This is a genomic window from Streptomyces sp. NPDC001851 (assembly GCF_040297165.1).
Classification (GTDB): domain Bacteria; phylum Actinomycetota; class Actinomycetes; order Streptomycetales; family Streptomycetaceae; genus Streptomyces.
The window spans coordinates 187,898-206,211 of the sequence record NZ_JBEOYR010000016.1 but is presented as its reverse complement, the minus strand read 5'-3'; the positions used below and the strand labels follow the sequence as shown (position 1 = coordinate 206,211).

Below are 18,314 nucleotides of genomic sequence, written 5' to 3'. Positions count from 1 at the left end.
TAACTGGGCCCCCTGGGCGCGACGTGTCCGTCCCCCTCGGAGGCCGCCCGCGCCGTGCGGGGGGTGTACGGCTCCCCCCCGGCGCACCCTGGCGGGGGGCGGGGGGCGCCCCCCGCGCCCCGCGCACGCCCGGGCGGTCTTCAGACGATCAGTTGTCCAGGCCGATCGAGAACGCGGCCTCCAGGTCGTGCTGGGAGTAGGTGCGGAACGCGACGTGCGTGTCCGTGGCCTCGACACCGGGAATCTTGCTGATCCGCCCGGGGATGACATCGGCCAGATCCTCGTGCTGCCGCACCCGGACCATCGCGATCAGGTCATACGTACCGGTGACGGAGAAGACCTCGCTCACCGACTCCAGCGAAGCGATCTGTTCCGCGATCTCGGGGATCCGGTCCACGCTGGTCTTGATGAGGACGATCGCGGTGATCACGGCTGGTTCTCTCCCTCGGGTGCCGGAGCTGGGGCGGATCTCACTCTAGCCGTACGGCCGTAGCGCACCCATGCGTAGCCGAAGCCCAGACCGAAGCCGACCAGGTGGGCCAGGTAGGCCACCCCGGGGCCGTCGGAGGCCTGCCGTGCCGCCGCCCACTGCAGCGCCGCCCAGAACGGCAGCACGACCCAGGCCGGGAAGCGCAGCGGCAGGAAGAACAGGAAGGGGAGGAGACTGGTCACGCGGGCGCGTGGGAACAGGTAGAGGAACGCTCCGAGGACCGCCGAGATCGCCCCGGACGCGCCGACCAGCGACTGCTCGGAGGCGGCGTTGGCGGCCGCGTAGCCGAGCAGGGCCAGGTAGCCGCAGCCGACGTAGAAGAGGGTGAACTCGACCCGGCCCATCCGTTCCTCGGTCATCACGCCGAAGACGAAGAGGAAGAGCATGTTGCCGAGCAGGTGCACCCAGCTGCCGTGCAGGAACAGGGCCGTGGCGGGAGTCAGGGCCGCGCGTGCCGGGCCGGCGAACAGCTCGGCCGGCACCACGCCCCAGCGCCGGAAGTACGCCCGCTGCGCGGAGAGCAGCGCGTCCCCGGAGCCGTACCCCGGGGCGAGCCCCGAGGCCGGGCCCAGGGCGAAGAGCAGACAGCACAGCCCGATGAGGACGTATGTCATGGGTGCCGGCGCGTTCCGGACCGCTCTGAGGGCCCTGCCGGCCGCCGTGCTCCACTCGCTGATCATGAACACAGAGCATGACGTAACGGGATGCAAGCCGACAGACCGCCTCGCCGCCGCGAACGGACGGGCGGCGAGTCCCCGGCAGGCCGTAGGGTTACGGCCACACGCGTCGGCCGGCGGCGCGGCAGCGAGACGAGAAGGAAGCGGACAGCCACGATGACGGTTCCCCTGCCGACCGCGACGACCCGATGGCGCTGCACCCTGTGCGGCAACCTCACCCGCTTCGACGTCACCCGCTCCTCGAAGGTCGTCGAGTACGTCCACCTCGATCTGGCGGGCGAGCCGACGGTGGAGGAGCGTGAGGTGGTCAGTGAGACCATCGAGTCGGTGCGCTGCCGCTGGTGCAACGCGGTGGACCAGGTGGAACTCGTGGACAGGCCGGGTGCCGGCTCCTGAGCGGAGCGGCCCCGGGGAAGTAACAGACCTAGTGGGGTGTGACGGATGGTGGAGACCACAGGCGGGGGGCCGGGCGACGGCACCGCCGAGGTGCTTGACCGTCCGCTGCCCGACGGCGTGCGCCGCCGGGTCGTACAGATCGTCTCGGACGGCTTCGGCGGGCTGACCGTGGGGGAACTGCCCGCCCAGCTGCGGCAGTACGCCCGGTTCGCCCCCAATCGCCGGGCGAAGTTCGCCGGGAACGCGATGGCGGCGGCGCTGGAGACCGATCCGCTGTTCCGGCAGCGGATCGGGGAGAAGTTCAGAGAGGCGCAGCCGGAACTCGCCGGCGCCCTCGACTCCGGCTCGCCGCTCCCGGCCGCGGACCCGCTCGACGTGGCGGCCGCGGCCTATGTGCTGCGCCCGGCGGGCTGGGTGAAGCTGGTCACCGCGGCCGGCGAGGAGGTCCAGCGCGCGGACGCCGAGCGGGCGGACGAGGAGAGCCGGGCCGAGCTGGAGCGGCTGCGCGCCGAGCTGGCCCAGGCCCGCGACCACACCCGCGCCGAGACCGAACGGCTGCGCACGGAGCTGGAGTCGGCGAAGAGGGAAGCCGAATCGCTGCACCGCAAGCTCCGTGCCGCCCTCAGCGACGTGAAGCGCGGCGAGGCCGCCCTGCGCAAGGCCCGGGGTGAGATCGACGTCGTACGCGCGGAGGCGCACCGGCAGGTGTCGGCCGCCGAGAGCGAGTCCCGTCGGCTCAAGGCCCGCCTGGGTGAGGCGGAGGCAGCGCTGGAGGCCACCCGCCGGGCGGCCCGCGAGGGCCGCAGCGTGGAGGACATGCGGGTACGGCTGCTGCTGGACACCCTGCTGGACGCCACCCAGGGGCTGCGCCGTGAACTCGCCCTGCCTCCGGTGTCCGTGCGGCCCGCCGAGACGGTCGACGCGGTCGAACCGGGACGCATGACCCCGAAGGACATCGCGGCGCGCGCCCTGTCCGAGCACGACCCGGCCATCCTCGACCAGTTGCTCGCGCTGCCGCAGGCGCACCTGGTGGTCGACGGCTACAACGTCACCAAGACCGGCTATCCGCAGATGCCGCTGGAGAAGCAGCGGCTCAGACTGCTCGGCCAGCTGTCGGCACTCGCCGCCCAGACCGGCGCCGAGGTGACGTGTGTCTTCGACGGCGCCGAACTGGCCGCCCCGGTGCTGCTCGCGCCGCCGCGCGGGGTCAGGGTGCTGTTCTCCAAGCCGGGGATCACGGCCGACGAGCTGATCCGCCAGCTGGTGCGCGCGGAGCCGCCGGGCCGTCCGGTCATCGTCGCCTCCACCGACCGGGAGGTGGCCGACGGGGTCGCCAGGGCCGGTGCCCGACCGGTCGCCTCTGCGGTGCTTCTCAAGCGACTGTCCTGAAGGTCCAACGGGCATACTCAATGCCCGAATTGGCCGTATCGTCACGCAACGTAGTGTCAATCGCGCATCACTGCATGTGAGTTCTGTGCAAAGAATGCATTGCGTGATGGGATTTTCTGGTGAGAGGATTTGAACTGATCACAACTGGGTCACTAGGGTCTGGGCTCGAACCTCCGAACGGGTGATCATTCACTCACTCACAAGAAGGAGTTCGTCCTCCGTGGCGTCCCACCGTCGACCCAAACAGCAGAGTCGCGCCCGCGTGACCGTGCTGACCACCGCAGCCGCAGCAGCCGTCGTGCTGAGCGCGAACGCCGCCAACGCCGCGCCGAAGCTCAGCAAGGACCAGGTCAAGGCCAAGGTCGACAAGCTGTACGAAGAGGCCGAGCAGGCCACCGAGAAGTACAACGGGGCGAAGGAGAAGCAGCAGAAGCTGCAGAAGGAAATATCCACGATCCAGGACAACGTCGCCCGGGGCCAGCAGGACCTCAACAAGCTCCGCGACGGCCTGGGCTCGCTGGCCACCTCGCAGTACCGCACGGGCGGCATCGACCCCTCGGTCCAGCTCTTCCTGTCCTCCAACCCGGACGACTTCCTCGACAAGGCCTCCACCCTCGACCAGCTGAGCGCCCAGCAGGTCGACGCGCTGAAGAAGATCCAGGACAAACAGCGCGAACTCGCCCAGGAGCGCGCCGAGGCCACCGAGAAGCTCAAGGACCTCTCCTCCACGCGCACCGAGCTGGAGAACAAGAAGAAGGAAGTCCAGGGCAAGCTCGCCGACGCGCAGAAGCTCCTCAACACCCTGACGGCCAAGGAGAAGGCGGACCTGGCCGCCCAGCAGCAGCGCGCCGACCGCTCCTCCAGCGAGCGGGTGCACCTCGGCGACACCCCGCCGGCCTCCGGCCGTGCCGGGGCGGCCTTCTCCGCCGCCCAGAGCCAGATCGGCAAGCCCTACGTCTACGGTGCCACCGGCCCGTCCTCCTTCGACTGCTCGGGCCTGACCTCCTGGGCCTACGCCCAGGCCGGCGTCTCCATCCCGCGCACCTCCGAGGCCCAGGCGAACATCGGCCCCCACCTGTCCATGAGCCAGCTCCAGGTCGGCGACCTGGTCTTCTTCTACGGCGACCTGCACCACGTCGGCCTCTACGCCGGCAACGGCCAGGTGCTGCACGCCCCGCACACCGGTGCCGTGGTCCGCTACGAGGCGATGGCCGACATGCCGTTCCAGTTCGGCGTCCGGGTGAACTGAGGCAACTCCGGCACCCTTACCCGGTGACGTCCGAACGGGCGAATCCCCCGGACCGAGGCTGACCCCACGCCCCGCCCATGACCTGCGTCAGGGGCGGGGCGGTGCCGTTTTGCGCCGTCGCCGGCTTGGCTCGGCGCCCTTCCCTGCGGCTACTGTCTGCCGCGTTTCCCCGGCGCCGGGGCCTCCCCGTCCCCAGGCGCCGGGGGAGCGGTATCCGTCCGCCAGCAGAAGGACTGCCGTGGGGTCTCATCGCCGCCTTGCCTCGTCCGGATTCGACCGGGGTGCCGCCGCCCTGTGCGTGCTGTCGGCCGCGGCCGCCGCACTCGGCGCCGTACCGGCGCACGCCGCGCCGCGCGGCGACACCCGTGCCGAGGTGGACCGGCTCTACCAGGAGGCCGAGCAGGCGACCCAGGCCTACGACAAGGCGCAGGAGCAGGAGGGCGCGCTGCGCCGCGAGGTGCGCGAGGCCCAGGACCACGTCGCGCGGCTGCAGCAGCACATCAACGGCCTGCGCGAGCAGCTCGGTTCGCTGGCGGGCGCCCAGTACCGCGCGGGTGCCATCGACCCGGCCGTCGCGCTGCTCTTCTCCGACGACCCCGACGGCTATCTCGACCAGGCGTCCACCCTGGACCGCCTCGGCGCCCAGCAGGCCGTCCGGCTGCGGGAGCTGCGCACCGCGCTGCGGGACCTCACCCAGGAGCGCGCCGAGGCGGCCGGGAAGCTCGGCGCGCTGGAGAAGAGCCGCAGGACGGTGGCCGCGCACAAGCGGACCGTGGAGACCAAGCTCACCAAGGCCCGGCAGCTGCTCAACTCGATGCCCGCCGAGACCCGCGCCTCCTACGACCGGGTCTCGCGCTCCGACGGCCCCGACCGCCTCGACCTGCCCCTGCCCGACCTGACCGGTGTCGTCTTCCCCGACGCCCGCGCCGCCGCCGCGGTGGCCGCCGCCCGCTCCGCCGTCGGCCGCCCCTATGTGTGGGGCGCCAACGGCCCCGCCGGCTTCGACTGTTCCGGCCTGATGCAGTGGTCGTACGCGCAGGCCGGGGTCCAGCTGCCGCGCACCTCGCAGGAGCAGCGCTTCGCCGGCCGGCAGGTACCGCTGTCCGAGGCCCGCCCCGGGGACCTGGTGGTCTACCGCTCCGACGCCAGCCACGTCGGGATGTACGTCGGCAACGGCCAGGTCATCCACGCGCCCTATCCGGGAGCGGCGGTGCGCTACGACCCGGTCGGGATGATGCCCATCTCGTCGGTGACCCGGCCCTGACCGCGCCGCTCGCCGTTACGATCGGGAAATGGCTGGTCGCAGACGGGGGTGGAGCATCGGGGCGGTGGGCCTCGGGCTGCTGCTGCCCCTGGCCGGGTGCGGTGGTACGGGGACCGACGCGGCCCGTACCGAGGTGCAGCACCTGCTCGACCGGCGCTCCGCCGCCCTCCTCGGCCACGACGAGACGGCCTACGACGCGACGGGCGTCCGGAGCGAGTACACCCGGCTGCGGGCCCTCCCGCTGGCCTCCTGGAACTACCAGGTCACCGCTGTGCGCCGCACCTCCTCCGGCGCCACCGCCGACGCCGACCTGAACTACCGCGTCGCCGGGTACGACAGGGCCCCGGTGGACGTCCGCCGCACGCTCACCCTCGGCCGCACCGCCGACGGCAAGTGGTACGTCACCTCCGACGGTCCCGCCAAGGGCGCCGGGCAGCAACTGTGGGACCAGGGGCCGGTGACCGCCGTGCGGGGCGCGCACAGCCTGGTGCTGGGCACCGGCCCGGCGGCCGCCGGGCTGAGGGGGTACGCGACCCTCGCCGACCGTGCGGTCCCGGCGGTCTCCCGGGCCTGGGGCACCGACTGGAGCCGCCATGTAGTCGTCCTCGTCCCGCGGTCCCTGAAGGACATGGGGGGACTGCTCGGCTCGCCCGCCGCCAACTACCGGGGCATCGCGGCCGTCACCACCGGTGAGGCGGGCGGGGCCGGCCGGGCGCCCGCGGACCGGGTGGTCGTCAATCCCGAGGCGTACGCCGTCCTCGGTGACGTCGGCAAGCAGGTGGTGCTCACCCACGAGACCACCCATGTGGCCACCCGCGCGCAGACCACCGCCGCCACCCCGCTGTGGCTCTCCGAGGGCTACGCGGACTGGATCGGCTACCTCGGCACCGGCCGCACCCCCACCGAGGCCGCCCCGGAACTGACCCGCGCCGTCCAGAACGGCCACGCCCCGAGGGCACTCCCCTCCGACAAGGACTTCGGCTTCACCAGCGACCCGGCCGAACTGGCGCAGGCCTACGAGAGCGGCTGGCTGGCCTGCCGGATGATCGCCGCCCACTGGGGCGCGTCCCGGCTCGGCGCCTTCTACCGCGCCGTGGGCGCCCACCACAAGCGGGCGGGCGCGGTCGAGGACGCACTGAGGACGGTGCTCGGCACCACCGCGGCTGCGTTCACCGAGCGGTGGCGGGAGTACCTCGGGTCGCAGCTCGGCTGAGCCTTCGCGGGCCGGGGGGAGCACCGGCACCGCCGCGGATCACGCTGCCTGCGCCCTGGGCGGCCCCGGGCAGCCCGGTGTCCGTCCGGCGCCGGCGCCCACCGCGCGGTGCCCGGCCGTGGCGGCACGGCCGCGGCGGGACCTCGGCCCGGTGGCCCGCGCCGGCCGGGTCAGGGGCTGACCGGGGTCCGCCGGGGCCGGACCGGCCGGGGCGGCAGGGGCGCGGCGGGGGCCGGGGGGACCGTGGAGCGCCACAGCCGGCGGGCCGCCGAGAGCGAGGCCGCGACCAGCAGGCCGTTGCGCACCACCATCAGCAGGACGCCGTACCGGTCGCTCATCACCACGTGCGAGAAGCCGATCGGGAACTCCAGGACCGTCACGAAGGACGCGGCCACCACCATCAGCGCGGGCGTCCCCATCCGGCTCGCCCGGTACGACACACAGACCGCGGCCAGGCCGATCAGCCACACCAGGTACTGCGGGCTGATCACCCGGCTGGTGACCGTGAACAGCAGGACGGCGGTGAACGCCGCGTCCGCGAGCGTGTGCGGCACCGTCAGCTCCGCGCGCAGCCGCCACAGCAGCAGCCAGCCGAACGCGGCCCCGGACAGCGCCAGCGCCGCCGCGCTCACCTGGTCCACATGCGGGCCGAGGAACTCGACCGAGCCGTAGTTCAGCAGCACCTCGCCCGGCCAGCCGAAGTGCCGGGCCACATGGAAGACCAGGCCGCCCAGCGACTCCACCTCGGTACCCCGCTCCCGCTGGAAGGCCAGGAAGGCGAAGGCACCCGGCATGGACACCGAGAACAGCGCCGCCAGCCCGGTTCCCGTCACCGCCGCCGACGCCCATGCCCGCCGCCGCACGGCCCCGGCCAGCAGCAGCACCGGCCACACCTTCAGCAGCGCCCCGAACGCGGCCAGCGCGCCCATCACCCGCGGCCGCCGGACCCCGGCGGCCAGCGCCGCCACGGCCACCGCGGTCACCATCACGTCGTAGCGTGCGTACACCGTCGGGCCGAGCAGCGGCGCGCCCGCCACCCACACCCAGGCGCCGCGCAGCGACCGGCGGGGGCGCCGGCCCGGACCCAGCAGCAGCGCGAGCACCACCACGTCGGCGAGGAACGCCAGCAGGAAGAAGGCGTGCGCGTAGGACAGGAAGGGCAGGACGGCGGGGGAGAGGACCGGCAGGGCGGCGGCCGGCGGGTACTGCCAGGTCACGTCGTCCAGCGGAAACGTTCCTTGACGCAGTACCTCGTACCAGCCCCGGTAGATCACCGACACGTCCCCGGTGACGTCCGGACCCGGGAAGGCGAACACCTGGAAGACGAACAGCAGCAGCGTCGCACGGGTGGCGCCCCAGGTCGCGAGCAGCCATGCCAGGGACCGCGCGGTGCCGTTCTTCTCCACGTGCTCCCCTGCCGTTCGATCGCCGCTTCGATTGACGCGTCGCGGACCATGATGTCCTGCCCGGCTCCGCGCCTGCCACAGACTCGGCCGCGCCCGGCTCATTGGGTAGGGTCGGCAGCGATGCGCAAGACCCTCATCGTCACCAACGACTTCCCGCCCCGGCCGGGCGGCATCCAGGCCTTCCTGCACAACATGGCCCTCCGCCTGGACCCCGGCCGGCTGGTCGTCTACGCCTCCACCTGGAAGCGGGGCCGGGAGGGTGCGGCGGCGACGGCCGCCTTCGACGCCGAGCAGCCCTTCACCGTCGTACGCGACCGTACGACCATGCTGCTGCCGACCCCGCAGGCGACCGGCCGGGCCGTGCGGCTGCTGCGCGAGCACGGCTGCACCTCGGTGTGGTTCGGCGCGGCGGCCCCGCTCGGCCTCATGGCCCCGGCCCTGCGCAGGGCCGGCGCCGAGCGGCTGGTGGCCACCACCCACGGCCACGAGGCCGGCTGGGCCCAGCTGCCCGCCGCCCGGCAGCTGCTGCGCCGGATCGGCGACTCCACGGACACGCTCACCCATCTCGGCGAGTACACCCGCTCCCGCATCGCCGCCGCGCTCACCCCGCAGGCCGCGAGCCGCATGGTCCAGCTGCCGCCCGGCGTCGACGAGAAGACCTTCCACCCCGACTCCGGCGGCGACGAGATCCGCGCCCGCCTGGGCCTCACCGACCGCCCGGTCGTGGTCTGCGTCTCCCGCCTGGTCCCGCGCAAGGGCCAGGACACCCTCATCCAGGCCATGCCCCGCATCCTCGCCGCCGAGCCGGACACCGTCCTGCTGATCGTCGGCGGCGGGCCGTACGAGCGGGACCTGCGCCGCATGGCCGCCGAGTACGGCCTGTCCGGCTCCGTCCGCTTCACCGGTTCCGTCCCCTGGTCCGAACTCCCCGCCCACTACGGTGCCGGCGACGTCTTCGCCATGCCCTGCCGAACCCGCCGGGGCGGCCTGGACGTGGAGGGCCTGGGCATCGTCTACCTGGAGGCCTCGGCGACGGGCCTGCCGGTGGTGGCGGGCGACTCGGGCGGCGCTCCGGACGCCGTACTCGACGGGGAGACGGGCTGGGTGGTCAAGGGCGGCTCCCCCGAGGAGGCGGCCGACCGGATTGTGGCCCTGCTGGCCGACCCCGAGCTGCGCCGGAGGATGGGCGAGCGAGGCCGCCAGTGGGTCGAGGAGAGGTGGCGCTGGGACCTGCTCGCGGAGACGTTGAAAACACTGCTGTAGTGCAGCGCCCCGTAAGGGGCGCGGGGAACTGCGCGAGCAACCACGAAACACCCGCAGTCGCCGACGACGAGTCCCCACCCCTTCATACGGCGACTCTTGGCGGAACCCCATAATCCGCCGATGCTGCGGCACATGACAGCGAACCTGATGAGACGTCAGCTGACAAGGCGTCAGATACTCGGTATGGCCGCGCTCCAGACCGCGGCCACCCTCGGCTTCACCCGCATAGGACTCCAGTCGGCCCGAGCCGCCGAGCCCGACGCAGTCGAAAGCGCCCCGGCGATCGTCGTGGGCTCCGGCTACGGCGGCGCCGTGGCCGCCCTCCGCCTCGGCCAGGCCGGCATCCGCACCCTCGTCCTGGAAATGGGCCGCCTCTGGAACACCCCCGCCCCCGACGGCAGGATCTTCTGCTCCACCTCCGCCCCCGACCAGCGCTCCATGTGGTTCCGCACCCGCACCGAGGCCCCGCTCGCCACCTTCCTCTGGCTGGACGTGGTCAACAAGGACATCAGCCCCTACCCCGGCGCCCTGGACCGCGTGCACTACGACCACATGTCCGTCTACGTCGGCCGCGGCGTCGGCGGCGGCTCCCTCGTCAACGGCGGGATGGCGGTCACGCCCGTGAAGTCGTACTTCGCCGAGCAGTTCCCGACCGTGGACGCCGACGAGATGTACGGCACCTACTACCCGCGCGCCCGCGCCATGCTCGGTGTCAACACCATCGACCCGGCGTGGTTCGAGTCCACCGAGTGGTACCGGTTCACCCGCACCTCCCGGAAGGCCGCCGGCAACGCGGGCCTGAAGACCACCTTCGTGCCGAACGTCTACGACTTCGGCTACATGCAGCAGGAGGCCGCCGGTACGGCCACGAGGTCCGCCCTCGCCGGCGAGGTCATCTACGGCAACAACCACGGCAAGCGCAGTCTCGACAAGACCTACCTGGCCGCCGCCCTCGGCACCGGCAACGTCACCCTGCACACCCTGGAGAGGGTGACGTCGGTCAGCCGGGCGGGCGACGGGTCGTACGTGCTGACCGCCGACCGGATCGACACCACCGGCGCGGTCGTCGGCACCAGGCAGTACACCTGCACGTATCTCTTCCTCGGCGGCGGCAGCCTCGGCACCACCGAACTCCTCGTCCGGGCCCGGGACACCGGCACCCTGCCCGACCTGAACTCCGCCGTGGGCGCGGGCTGGGGCACCAACGGCAACACCATGGTCGGCCGGGCCAACCACGTCTGGGACACCGTCGGCGCCGACGAGGCCACCATGCCGGTGATGGGCATCGACGACTGGGCCAACACCGACAACCCGGTCTTCGCCGAGATCGCCCCGCTGCCCATGGGGTTCGAGCACTGGATCAGCCTCTACCTGGCGATCACCAAGAACCCGGAACGGGCGTCCTTCACCTACGACTCCGCCTCCGGCGCGGTCAGGCTCGGCTGGACCCCGGCCCAGAGCGCGGTGTCGGTGAGCATGGCCAGGAAGCTGTTCGACCGGATCAACCTGGCCAACGCGACCATCTACCGGTACGACCTGTTCGGCTCGGCGAGCAAGGTCTTCGCGGACGACTTCACGTACCACCCCCTCGGCGGCTGCGTCCTCGGCAAGGCGACCGACGACTACGGCCGGGTGAAGGGGTATCCGCGCCTGTACGTCACCGACGGCTCGCTCGTGCCCGGCAACATCGGCGTGAACCCCTTCGTCACCATCACCGCGCTCGCCGAACGCACGATGGCGCGGGTCCTCGCCGAGGACACCGCGCCATGAGGCAACCGCCGGACTACTTCTGGTAGAGGGCCTCGATCTCGTCCGCGTAGTCCTTCGCCACCACGTTCCGCTTGAGCTTCAGCGACGGGGTGAGGTGGCCCGACTCCTCCGTGAACTGGGAGGACAGAATGCGGAACTTCCGCACCGATTCCGCCTTCGACACCGCGGCGTTGCCGTCGTCGACCGCCGCCTGGATCGCCGCCTGCAGATCCGGGTCGTCCCGCAGCGACGCCGCGGTGGAGCCCGCCGGCTTGCCGTGCTCGGCGGCCCAACGGCCCAGGAACTCCTCGTCGATGGTGACCAGCGCGGCCACGAACGGCCGCCCGTCGCCCACCACCATGCACTCCGCGACCAGCGCGTGCGCCCGGATCCGGTCCTCGATCACGGCCGGGGCCACGTTCTTGCCGCCCGCCGTGACGATGATCTCCTTCTTGCGGCCGGTGATCCTGAGGTAGCCGTCCTCGTCCAGGGTGCCGATGTCACCGGTGTGGAACCAGCCGTCGGCCAGCGCCTCCGCGGTCGCGCCCGGGTTGTTCCAGTACTCCTTGAACAGGTGCTCGCCGTGCAGCAGCACCTCGCCGTCGTCCGCTATCCGCACCACCGAGCCCGGCAGCGGCTGGCCGACCGTGCCGATCTTCTGCCGGTCCCACGGGTTGAACGCGGTCGCCGCGCAGGACTCGGTCAGGCCGTAGCCCTCCAGCACGGTGAAGCCGATGCCCCGGAAGAAGTGGCCGAGCCGCTCGCCCAGCGGGGCACCGCCGGAGATGGCGTACTCGCCCTGGCCGCCGAGGACCGCGCGCAGCTTGCTGTAGACCAGCTTGTCGAAGACCTTGTGCTTGACCTTCAGGCCGAACGCCGGGCCCGACGGGCTGTCCAGCGCCTTGCTGTAGGCGATCGCGGTGTCCGCCGCCTTGTCGAAGATCGCGCCCTTGCCGTCCGCCTGAGCCTTGGCGCGCGCCGAGTTGTACACCTTCTCGAAGACCCGCGGGACACCCAGGATCAGCGTCGGCCGGTACGCGGCCAGCTCGTCCGTGAGGTTCTTGATGTCCGGGACGCAGCCCAGCTTGATCGGCGCCATCATCGGCGCGATCTGCACGAGCCGCCCGAAGACATGCGCGAGCGGGAGGAAGAGAAGGACGGAACACTCGCCGGTACGGAACAGGGGGCGCAGCCGCTCCACGATGTTGCCGCACTCGGCGAAGAAGCTGCGGTGGGTGAGCACACAGCCCTTGGGGCGGCCGGTGGTACCGCTCGTGTAGACGATGGTCGCCGGGTCGTCGGCCCGGGCGAGCGAGCCGCGCTCCTCGACCGTCTCGTCCGACACGTCCTGCCCGAGCCGGCCCAGCTCCTCCACACCGCCGGCCTCGATCTGCCAGACGTGCTTGAGCGCGGGCAGCGACTCGCGCACCGACTCCACGGCCGCCGCGTGGTTGTCCAGCTCCACGATGCACGCGGTCGCACCCGAGTCGGACAGGATCCACTGCACCTGCTCCGGCGAGCTGGTCTCGTACACCGGCACGGTGATCGCGCCCGCGCTCCAGATCGCGAAGTCGAGGAGAGTCCACTCGTAGCGGGTGCGGGACATCAGGCCCACCCGGTCGCCCGGCTGCACCCCGGCGGCGATGAGGCCCTTGGCGGCGGTGTGCACCTCGGTCAGGAACTCCCGGGCCGTCACGTCCTGCCAGGCGCCGCCGGTCTTGCGGGCGATGACGGCGACGTCCGGATGCTGCGCGGCGTTTCTGCGGACGATGTCGGTCAGATTGCCGTCCGCAGGGACCTCGTACAAAGCCGGAAGGCTGAACTCGCGCAAGACTGCTGCTCCTCATAGGGCGCCGACGCCACGACACTGTGTGATGCGACGGTGCGGTCCAAGGCTCGGGCAAGTGCTCGGGAACTCAGCTGTTGAAATCCAGAGCACGACTGGACTGCCCGGACGTTACCCGTCGGTATGGCGTTCCCGACAGGGGGTTCCGGCGAGATGTTCGCTGCGTCACACATGTTGGCGTTCCTTCGCGCACAGTAGTCCACGGCCGAACCGACCGGCGAGTAACCGCAGGCGGGACCGACACTGTTCACGCACATCCCACAGGCCTACGCTTGATCACCATGGTCCCCACACCCTCCGGCAACCGAAGGACGCGCGTGCACGTGGTCAGTGACGTGCACGGCAACGCCCGTGACCTGGCCCGGGCCGGCGAGGGTGCCGACGCCCTGATCTGCCTGGGCGACCTCGTGCTCTTCCTCGACTACGCCGACCACTCGCGCGGCATCTTCCCCGACCTGTTCGGCAAGGAGAACGCCGACCGGATCGTCGAGCTGCGCACCGCCCGCCGCTTCGAGGAGGCCCGCGAGTTCGGCACCCGGCTGTGGGCCGGCATCGGCACCGACCGCGCCACGGCCATCGAGCGGGCGGTGCGCAAGCAGTACGCCGAGATGTTCGCGGCCTTCCCCACCCCGACGTACGCCACCTACGGCAACGTCGACATGCCGCCACTGTGGCGGGAGTACGCCCGGCCCGGAACCACCGTCCTCGACGGCCAGCGGGTCGAGATCGGCGGCCGGACGTTCGGCTTCGTCGGCGGCGGCCTGCGGACGCCCATGCGGACGCCGTACGAGATCAGCGACGAGGAGTACGCCGCGAAGATCGAGGCGGTCGGCGAGGTCGACGTGCTGTGCACCCACATCCCACCGGAGGTGCCCGAGCTGGTCTACGACACCGTCGCCCGCCGCTTCGAACGCGGCAGCCGCGCCCTGCTGGCCGCGATCCGCCGCACACGACCCCGCTACTCGCTCTTCGGGCACGTCCATCAGCCGCTCGTGCGCCGGATGCGGATCGGCGCGACGGAGTGCGTGAACGTGGGCCACTTCGCCGGGACGGGCCGCCCCTGGGCGCTCGAATGGTGATCGACGAGCCACCGGGGGGCGTCCGCAGGCCAAGGCGGGCGATCGGCGGGACCTGGGGTGAAGGCGGCAGGTCGGCGGCGCGGTAGCCTTCACGCTGCACACACGTGCGCACGAACGACCTCTGTACCGGCCCGCATCTGGAGGAGCCACGGCGATGGCGGAACACACCAGCTCGTGCATCACTATCGAGGCGGCACCGGCCGACGTCATGGGGGTGATCGCCGACTTCGCACGCTACCCGGAATGGACGGGCGAGGTGAAGGAGGCGGAGGTCCTCAAGACGGACGAGCGGGGCCGCGCCGAGCAGGTACGCCTCGTCATGGACGCGGGGGCCATCAAGGACGACCAGACGCTGGCCTACACCTGGACCGGCGACAACGAGGTCTCCTGGACCCTGGTCAAGTCCCAGATGCTGCGCTCCCTGGACGGCTCGTACGTCCTCAGGCCGAGCGGCCCCGGCGCCACCGAGGTCACCTACCTCCTGACGGTCGACGTCAAGATTCCCATGCTGGGCATGATCAAGCGCAAGGCGGAGAAGGTCATCATCGACCGCGCCCTGGCGGGTCTGAAGAAGAGGGTGGAGTCGGGGGAGAAGTAGTCACCCCGTTTCGGCCTCGCGCACGACGGTACCGTTCAGCCTCATGCGCACCATCCTGATCACGGGCCCGGGCGGCAGCGGTCGTACCACGGTCGCCGCCGCCACCGCGCTCGCCGCCGCCCGCGAGGGCACCCGCACCCTCCTCCTCAGCGCCGACCGCACCGACACCCTGGGCGCGGCACTGGGCTCCGTGACAGGACCGGTCCCCGCCGAGGCCGCCGGGCACCTCACCACCTGGCGCCCGGACGCCGCCGAACGTTTCCGCCAGGACCTCACCGCCTTCCAGACCCGCGCCGCGAACGTCCTCGACCTGCTCGGCGCCGCCCGGCTGGACGCCGAGGAGGTCACCCCGCTGCCCGGCGCCGAGGAGCTGTCCTTCCTGCGCGCCCTCAGGGACGCCGCCCTCTCCGAGCGCTACGACCTCCTCGTCGTCGACCTCCCGCCCCTCCCGCAGGCCCTCGCCCTGCTCGCACTCGCCGAGGAACTGCGCCGCTACCTGCGCCGCCTGCTCCCGCCCGAGCGGCAGGCGGCCCGCGCCCTGCGCCCGGTCCTGGGCCGGCTGGCCGGTGTGCCCATGCCCGCCGACTGGCTCTACGAGACCGCGGCCCGCTGGGACGTCGAACTGGCCGCCGTCGAGGCCGTCCTCACCGACCGGAACACCGCCGTACGCCTGGTCGCCGAACCCGGCCCGGCCGGCGCCGACGCCGTACGCGCCGCCCGCCTGGGCCTCGCCCTGCGCGCCCTGCGCACCGAGGCCCTGATCGCCAACCGCGTCCTCCCCGAGGTCACCGGCGACAGCTGGTTCTCCTCCCTCCTCGCCCAGCAGCGCAAGACGCTCGCCGACTGGCAGGAGGAGGAGCCGTACGACGTCCACCCCGTCCCCCACCTCGGCCGCGACCCGCGCGGCACCGACGACCTCACCGCCCTCGCCGTGCCCGCCGTCAACCCGTCGCCCGCCCCGGCCGAGTGGCCCGTCGCCGACCGGATCGCCGAGGACGGCGTGCTGGTCTGGCACATCCCGCTGCCCGGCGCGATACGGGAAGAGGTGGATCTGGTCCGGCGCGGCGACGAACTCGTGATCTCCGTCGGACCGTTCCGGCGGATCGTCCCGCTGCCCTCCGCCCTGCGCCGCTGCACCGTCGCCGGCGCCGCCCTGCGCGAGGGCGAACTGCGCATCCGCTTCGCCCCGGACCCGGACCTGTGGCCCGCGGGCGGACGGTGAACCGGGCACGCCCGTTCGGGTAACGTCGTAAAGGCGAACCGTAGTCAGGAGTCCGCCATGAGCGAAGAGCGTCCCGCAGCCGACTGGTCCGAGGAACAGGAACAGGAACACGGGAAACAGGGCCGGGCGACCGACGCCGACGCCTGGGCCACGGCCTGCGAAGAGGACCTCGCCGCCGAGAAGGCCCGCCGCCGCACGGAGTACGGCCCGCAGCCGGGCTCGGCCGCGGAGGAACTGAAGAAACTCGTGGACACGGTGGCCGACAAGCTGTCCGGCCTCTCGTCACCGCTCCTCGGCAGCCTCGCCGGACCGGCGGCCCAGCAGATGGTGCGCCAGGCCGTCCAGCAGGCCAAGGCCGCCGTCGAGCCCGTCATAGAGCGCAACCCGGACGTCTTCGACCACCTGGCCGCGGCCGGTGGCGAACTGCTCGCCGCCTACCGCTCCGCCGTCCAGGCCCAGGAGCGCCGCTGGACCGCCCGCACGGCCGACGACCTCACCCGCGAGGAGCCGGACGGCCGGCGCGACCGGGGCGAGGGCACCGGCCCGGGGGAGCGCATCGACCTGGACTGAAGCCCTCCCACGGCAGGGCCTCGGGTACGGTTGGCCGTAGCGGGGCTCGACCGAAACTGAGGGATTCATGGGACTCACCATCGGCGTCGACATCGGCGGCACCAAGATCGCGGCCGGCGTGGTCGACGAGGAAGGCAACATCCTCTCGACCTTCAAGGTGCCGACCCCCACCACGCCCGAGGCCATCGTGGACGCCATCGCCTCGGCGGTGGAGGGTGCGCGCGCCGGGCACGACATCGTCGGCGTGGGCATCGGTGCGGCCGGTTACGTGAACCGGCAGCGCTCCACGGTGTACTTCGCGCCGAACATCGACTGGCGCCAGGAGCCGCTGAAGGAGAAGGTCGAGGCCCGCGTGGGCCTCCCGGTCGTGGTCGAGAACGACGCCAACGCCGCCGCCTGGGGCGAGTACAGGTTCGGCGCCGGCAAGGGCCACCGCAACGTCATCTGCATCACGCTCGGCACCGGCCTCGGCGGCGGCATCATCATCGGCAACAAGCTGCGCCGCGGCCACTTCGGCGTGGCCGCGGAGTTCGGGCACATCCGGATGGTCCCGGACGGTCTGCTGTGCGGCTGCGGCTCACAGGGCTGCTGGGAGCAGTACGCCTCCGGCCGCGCCCTGGTCCGCTACGCCAAGCAGCGCGCCAACGCCACCCCCGAGCACGCCGAGATCCTGCTCGGCCTCGGCGACGGCACCCCCGACGGCATCGAGGGCAAGCACATCTCCATGGCCGCCCGCCAGGGCGACCCGGTCGCCGTCGACTCCTACCGCGAGCTGGCCCGCTGGGCCGGCGCCGGTCTCGCCGACCTCGCCTCCCTCTTCGACCCCTCCGCCTTCATCGTCGGCGGCGGCCTCTCCGACGAGGGCGAGCTGGTCCTCGACCCGATCCGCAAGTCCTACAAGCGCTGGCTGGTCGGCGGCAACTGGCGCCCGGTGGCCGACGTGATCGCGGCCCAGCTCGGCAACAAGGCGGGCCTGGTGGGCGCGGCGGACCTGGCCCGGGAGCCCGACCCGATCATGTGAGAAGCGTTCACTGGAAAAGGGGCGCGGGGAACTGCGCGACACGCCACCACGAGCCGGCAGTCGCACACGACCCCCGCGCCCCGAGCCATGAGGCGCCCAAACCCCCGGCCCGTCGTAGATTGACGGCATGGCTACCCCCCTGCTCCCCAACTCCCGCACAGAGCCCGACGGTTCACCCGTCATCCGCGTCCTGAGCTACAACATCCGCTCGATGCGCGACGACACCCGCGCCCTCGCGAGAGTGATCAGCGCCTGCGCCCCGGACCTCGTCCTGATCCAGGAAGCCCCCCTCTTCTTCCGCTGGCGCAAGAAGCTCGCCCGCCTCGCCGCGGCCACCGGCCAGGTGATCCTCACCGGCGGGGCCACCGCGGCCGGACCGGCGATCCTCTGCTCGCTCCGGGCCACCGTGGAGCGGACGGAGGACGTCCTGCTGCCCCTCACCCCCGGACTGCACCGGCGCGGCCTCGCCACGGCGGTGATCCGCCTCGGCGCCGCCCGGCTCGGCGTGATCAGCTGTCATCTGAGCCTGGACGACACGGAGCGGTACGAGCAGGCCGCGCTGCTCCTGGAGCGGTTCGCCGCCCTGGGCGTGGAGCACGCCGTCGTCGGCGGTGACCTCAACGAAGGCCCCGACGGCCCCGCCTTCCGGCTGGTCTCCGCGAGCCTGCGGGACTGCCGGGCCGTGGCCCCCTGGGGCGGCGAGGAGACCTGGCTGCACAGCGACCCGCCCGAGCGCATCGACGCCGTCTTCGTCACGAAGGGCATCGAGGTGCTCGGCTGCGGGGTCCCGCTGGACCAGCCGGGCGTCACCGAGGCCGATCTGAAAGCGGCCACGGACCACCTCCCGGTGCTGGCGGCCGTGCGCGTACCGGTGGCCTGAGC

General features: G+C 72.3%; 17 protein-coding genes. 13 read left to right on the top strand and 4 right to left on the bottom strand.

Going from position 1 to position 18,314, the window contains the following annotated elements:
- Positions 1-148: 148 nt before the first annotated feature.
- Positions 149-430 carry an Lrp/AsnC family transcriptional regulator gene (locus tag ABT171_RS24580; RefSeq protein WP_208901317.1) on the bottom strand — a complete coding sequence of 94 codons (282 nt, stop codon included), beginning with the start codon at positions 428-430 and terminating at the stop codon, positions 149-151.
- Entirely contained in the window at positions 427-1,170 is a 744-nt protein-coding gene (locus ABT171_RS24575; RefSeq protein WP_351247204.1) for a rhomboid family intramembrane serine protease, read from the bottom strand. Before ABT171_RS24575 ends, ABT171_RS24580 begins: the two co-directional genes overlap by 4 nt.
- Before the next feature lie 153 nt (positions 1,171-1,323).
- Here ABT171_RS24575 and ABT171_RS24570 point away from each other — a divergent pair, with 153 nt between their 5' ends.
- The 5 genes from ABT171_RS24570 to ABT171_RS24550 all read left to right on the top strand — a co-directional run bounded on the left by ABT171_RS24570 (position 1,324) and on the right by ABT171_RS24550 (position 6,678).
- Positions 1,324-1,563: a hypothetical protein gene (locus tag ABT171_RS24570; RefSeq protein ID WP_014672226.1), complete on the top strand. Its 240-nt coding sequence runs from the start codon at positions 1,324-1,326 to the stop codon at positions 1,561-1,563.
- A 45-nt stretch (positions 1,564-1,608) separates the two neighbouring features.
- Complete coding sequence (locus tag ABT171_RS24565; protein WP_351247202.1) at positions 1,609-2,952, top strand: NYN domain-containing protein; 1,344 nt, start codon at positions 1,609-1,611, stop codon at positions 2,950-2,952.
- 220 nt (positions 2,953-3,172) lie between these two features.
- Entirely contained in the window at positions 3,173-4,201 is a 1,029-nt protein-coding gene (locus tag ABT171_RS24560) for a C40 family peptidase (RefSeq protein WP_351247200.1), read from the top strand.
- Between the two features lie 238 nt (positions 4,202-4,439).
- Positions 4,440-5,465 carry a C40 family peptidase gene (locus tag ABT171_RS24555; RefSeq protein WP_351247198.1) on the top strand — a complete coding sequence of 342 codons (1,026 nt, stop codon included), beginning with the start codon at positions 4,440-4,442 and terminating at the stop codon, positions 5,463-5,465.
- Positions 5,466-5,493: 28 nt separating this feature from the next.
- The gene (locus ABT171_RS24550; RefSeq protein ID WP_351247196.1) at positions 5,494-6,678 is read left to right on the top strand and encodes a hypothetical protein; all 1,185 of its coding nucleotides are present in this window, start codon (positions 5,494-5,496) and stop codon (positions 6,676-6,678) included.
- A gap of 170 nt (positions 6,679-6,848) precedes the next feature.
- On the opposite strand, the gene ABT171_RS24545 is transcribed toward ABT171_RS24550, so the two are convergent.
- Positions 6,849-8,084 (bottom strand): glycosyltransferase 87 family protein, encoded by a 1,236-nt coding sequence (locus ABT171_RS24545; RefSeq protein WP_351247194.1) that lies wholly within the window; start codon positions 8,082-8,084, stop codon positions 6,849-6,851.
- Positions 8,085-8,204: 120 nt separating this feature from the next.
- On the opposite strand from ABT171_RS24545, the gene ABT171_RS24540 reads away from it, so the two are divergent.
- Both ABT171_RS24540 and ABT171_RS24535 read left to right on the top strand, forming a co-directional pair.
- Positions 8,205-9,347 (top strand): glycosyltransferase family 4 protein, encoded by a 1,143-nt coding sequence (locus ABT171_RS24540; RefSeq protein ID WP_351247192.1) that lies wholly within the window; start codon positions 8,205-8,207, stop codon positions 9,345-9,347.
- A gap of 147 nt (positions 9,348-9,494) precedes the next feature.
- Positions 9,495-11,117 carry a GMC oxidoreductase gene (locus tag ABT171_RS24535; protein ID WP_503076343.1) on the top strand — a complete coding sequence of 541 codons (1,623 nt, stop codon included), beginning with the start codon at positions 9,495-9,497 and terminating at the stop codon, positions 11,115-11,117.
- Positions 11,118-11,130: 13 nt separating this feature from the next.
- Here ABT171_RS24535 and ABT171_RS24530 read toward each other — a convergent pair whose 3' ends face one another.
- On the bottom strand, positions 11,131-12,927 hold the full coding sequence (locus ABT171_RS24530) for an AMP-dependent synthetase/ligase (protein WP_351247188.1): 1,797 nt from the start codon (positions 12,925-12,927) through the stop codon (positions 11,131-11,133).
- A gap of 296 nt (positions 12,928-13,223) precedes the next feature.
- Between ABT171_RS24530 and ABT171_RS24525 the strand changes: the two genes are divergently transcribed.
- From ABT171_RS24525 to ABT171_RS24500, 6 genes are all read left to right on the top strand, one after another.
- A complete protein-coding gene (locus tag ABT171_RS24525) occupies positions 13,224-14,021 on the top strand; it encodes a metallophosphoesterase family protein (protein WP_351247186.1) in 798 nt (265 codons plus the stop codon).
- 154 nt (positions 14,022-14,175) lie between these two features.
- On the top strand, positions 14,176-14,619 hold the full coding sequence (locus ABT171_RS24520) for an SRPBCC family protein (RefSeq protein ID WP_351247184.1): 444 nt from the start codon (positions 14,176-14,178) through the stop codon (positions 14,617-14,619).
- A 43-nt stretch (positions 14,620-14,662) separates the two neighbouring features.
- On the top strand, positions 14,663-15,841 hold the full coding sequence (locus ABT171_RS24515; RefSeq protein WP_351247182.1) for an ArsA family ATPase: 1,179 nt from the start codon (positions 14,663-14,665) through the stop codon (positions 15,839-15,841).
- 57 nt (positions 15,842-15,898) lie between these two features.
- Positions 15,899-16,411 carry a DUF5304 domain-containing protein gene (locus ABT171_RS24510; RefSeq protein ID WP_351247180.1) on the top strand — a complete coding sequence of 171 codons (513 nt, stop codon included), beginning with the start codon at positions 15,899-15,901 and terminating at the stop codon, positions 16,409-16,411.
- A 67-nt stretch (positions 16,412-16,478) separates the two neighbouring features.
- A complete protein-coding gene (locus ABT171_RS24505) occupies positions 16,479-17,432 on the top strand; it encodes an ROK family glucokinase (protein WP_351247178.1) in 954 nt (317 codons plus the stop codon).
- A gap of 127 nt (positions 17,433-17,559) precedes the next feature.
- Positions 17,560-18,312, top strand: coding sequence for an endonuclease/exonuclease/phosphatase family protein (locus ABT171_RS24500; RefSeq protein WP_351247176.1), 753 nt, complete (start codon positions 17,560-17,562; stop codon positions 18,310-18,312).
- The last annotated feature ends 2 nt before the right edge of the window (positions 18,313-18,314 follow it).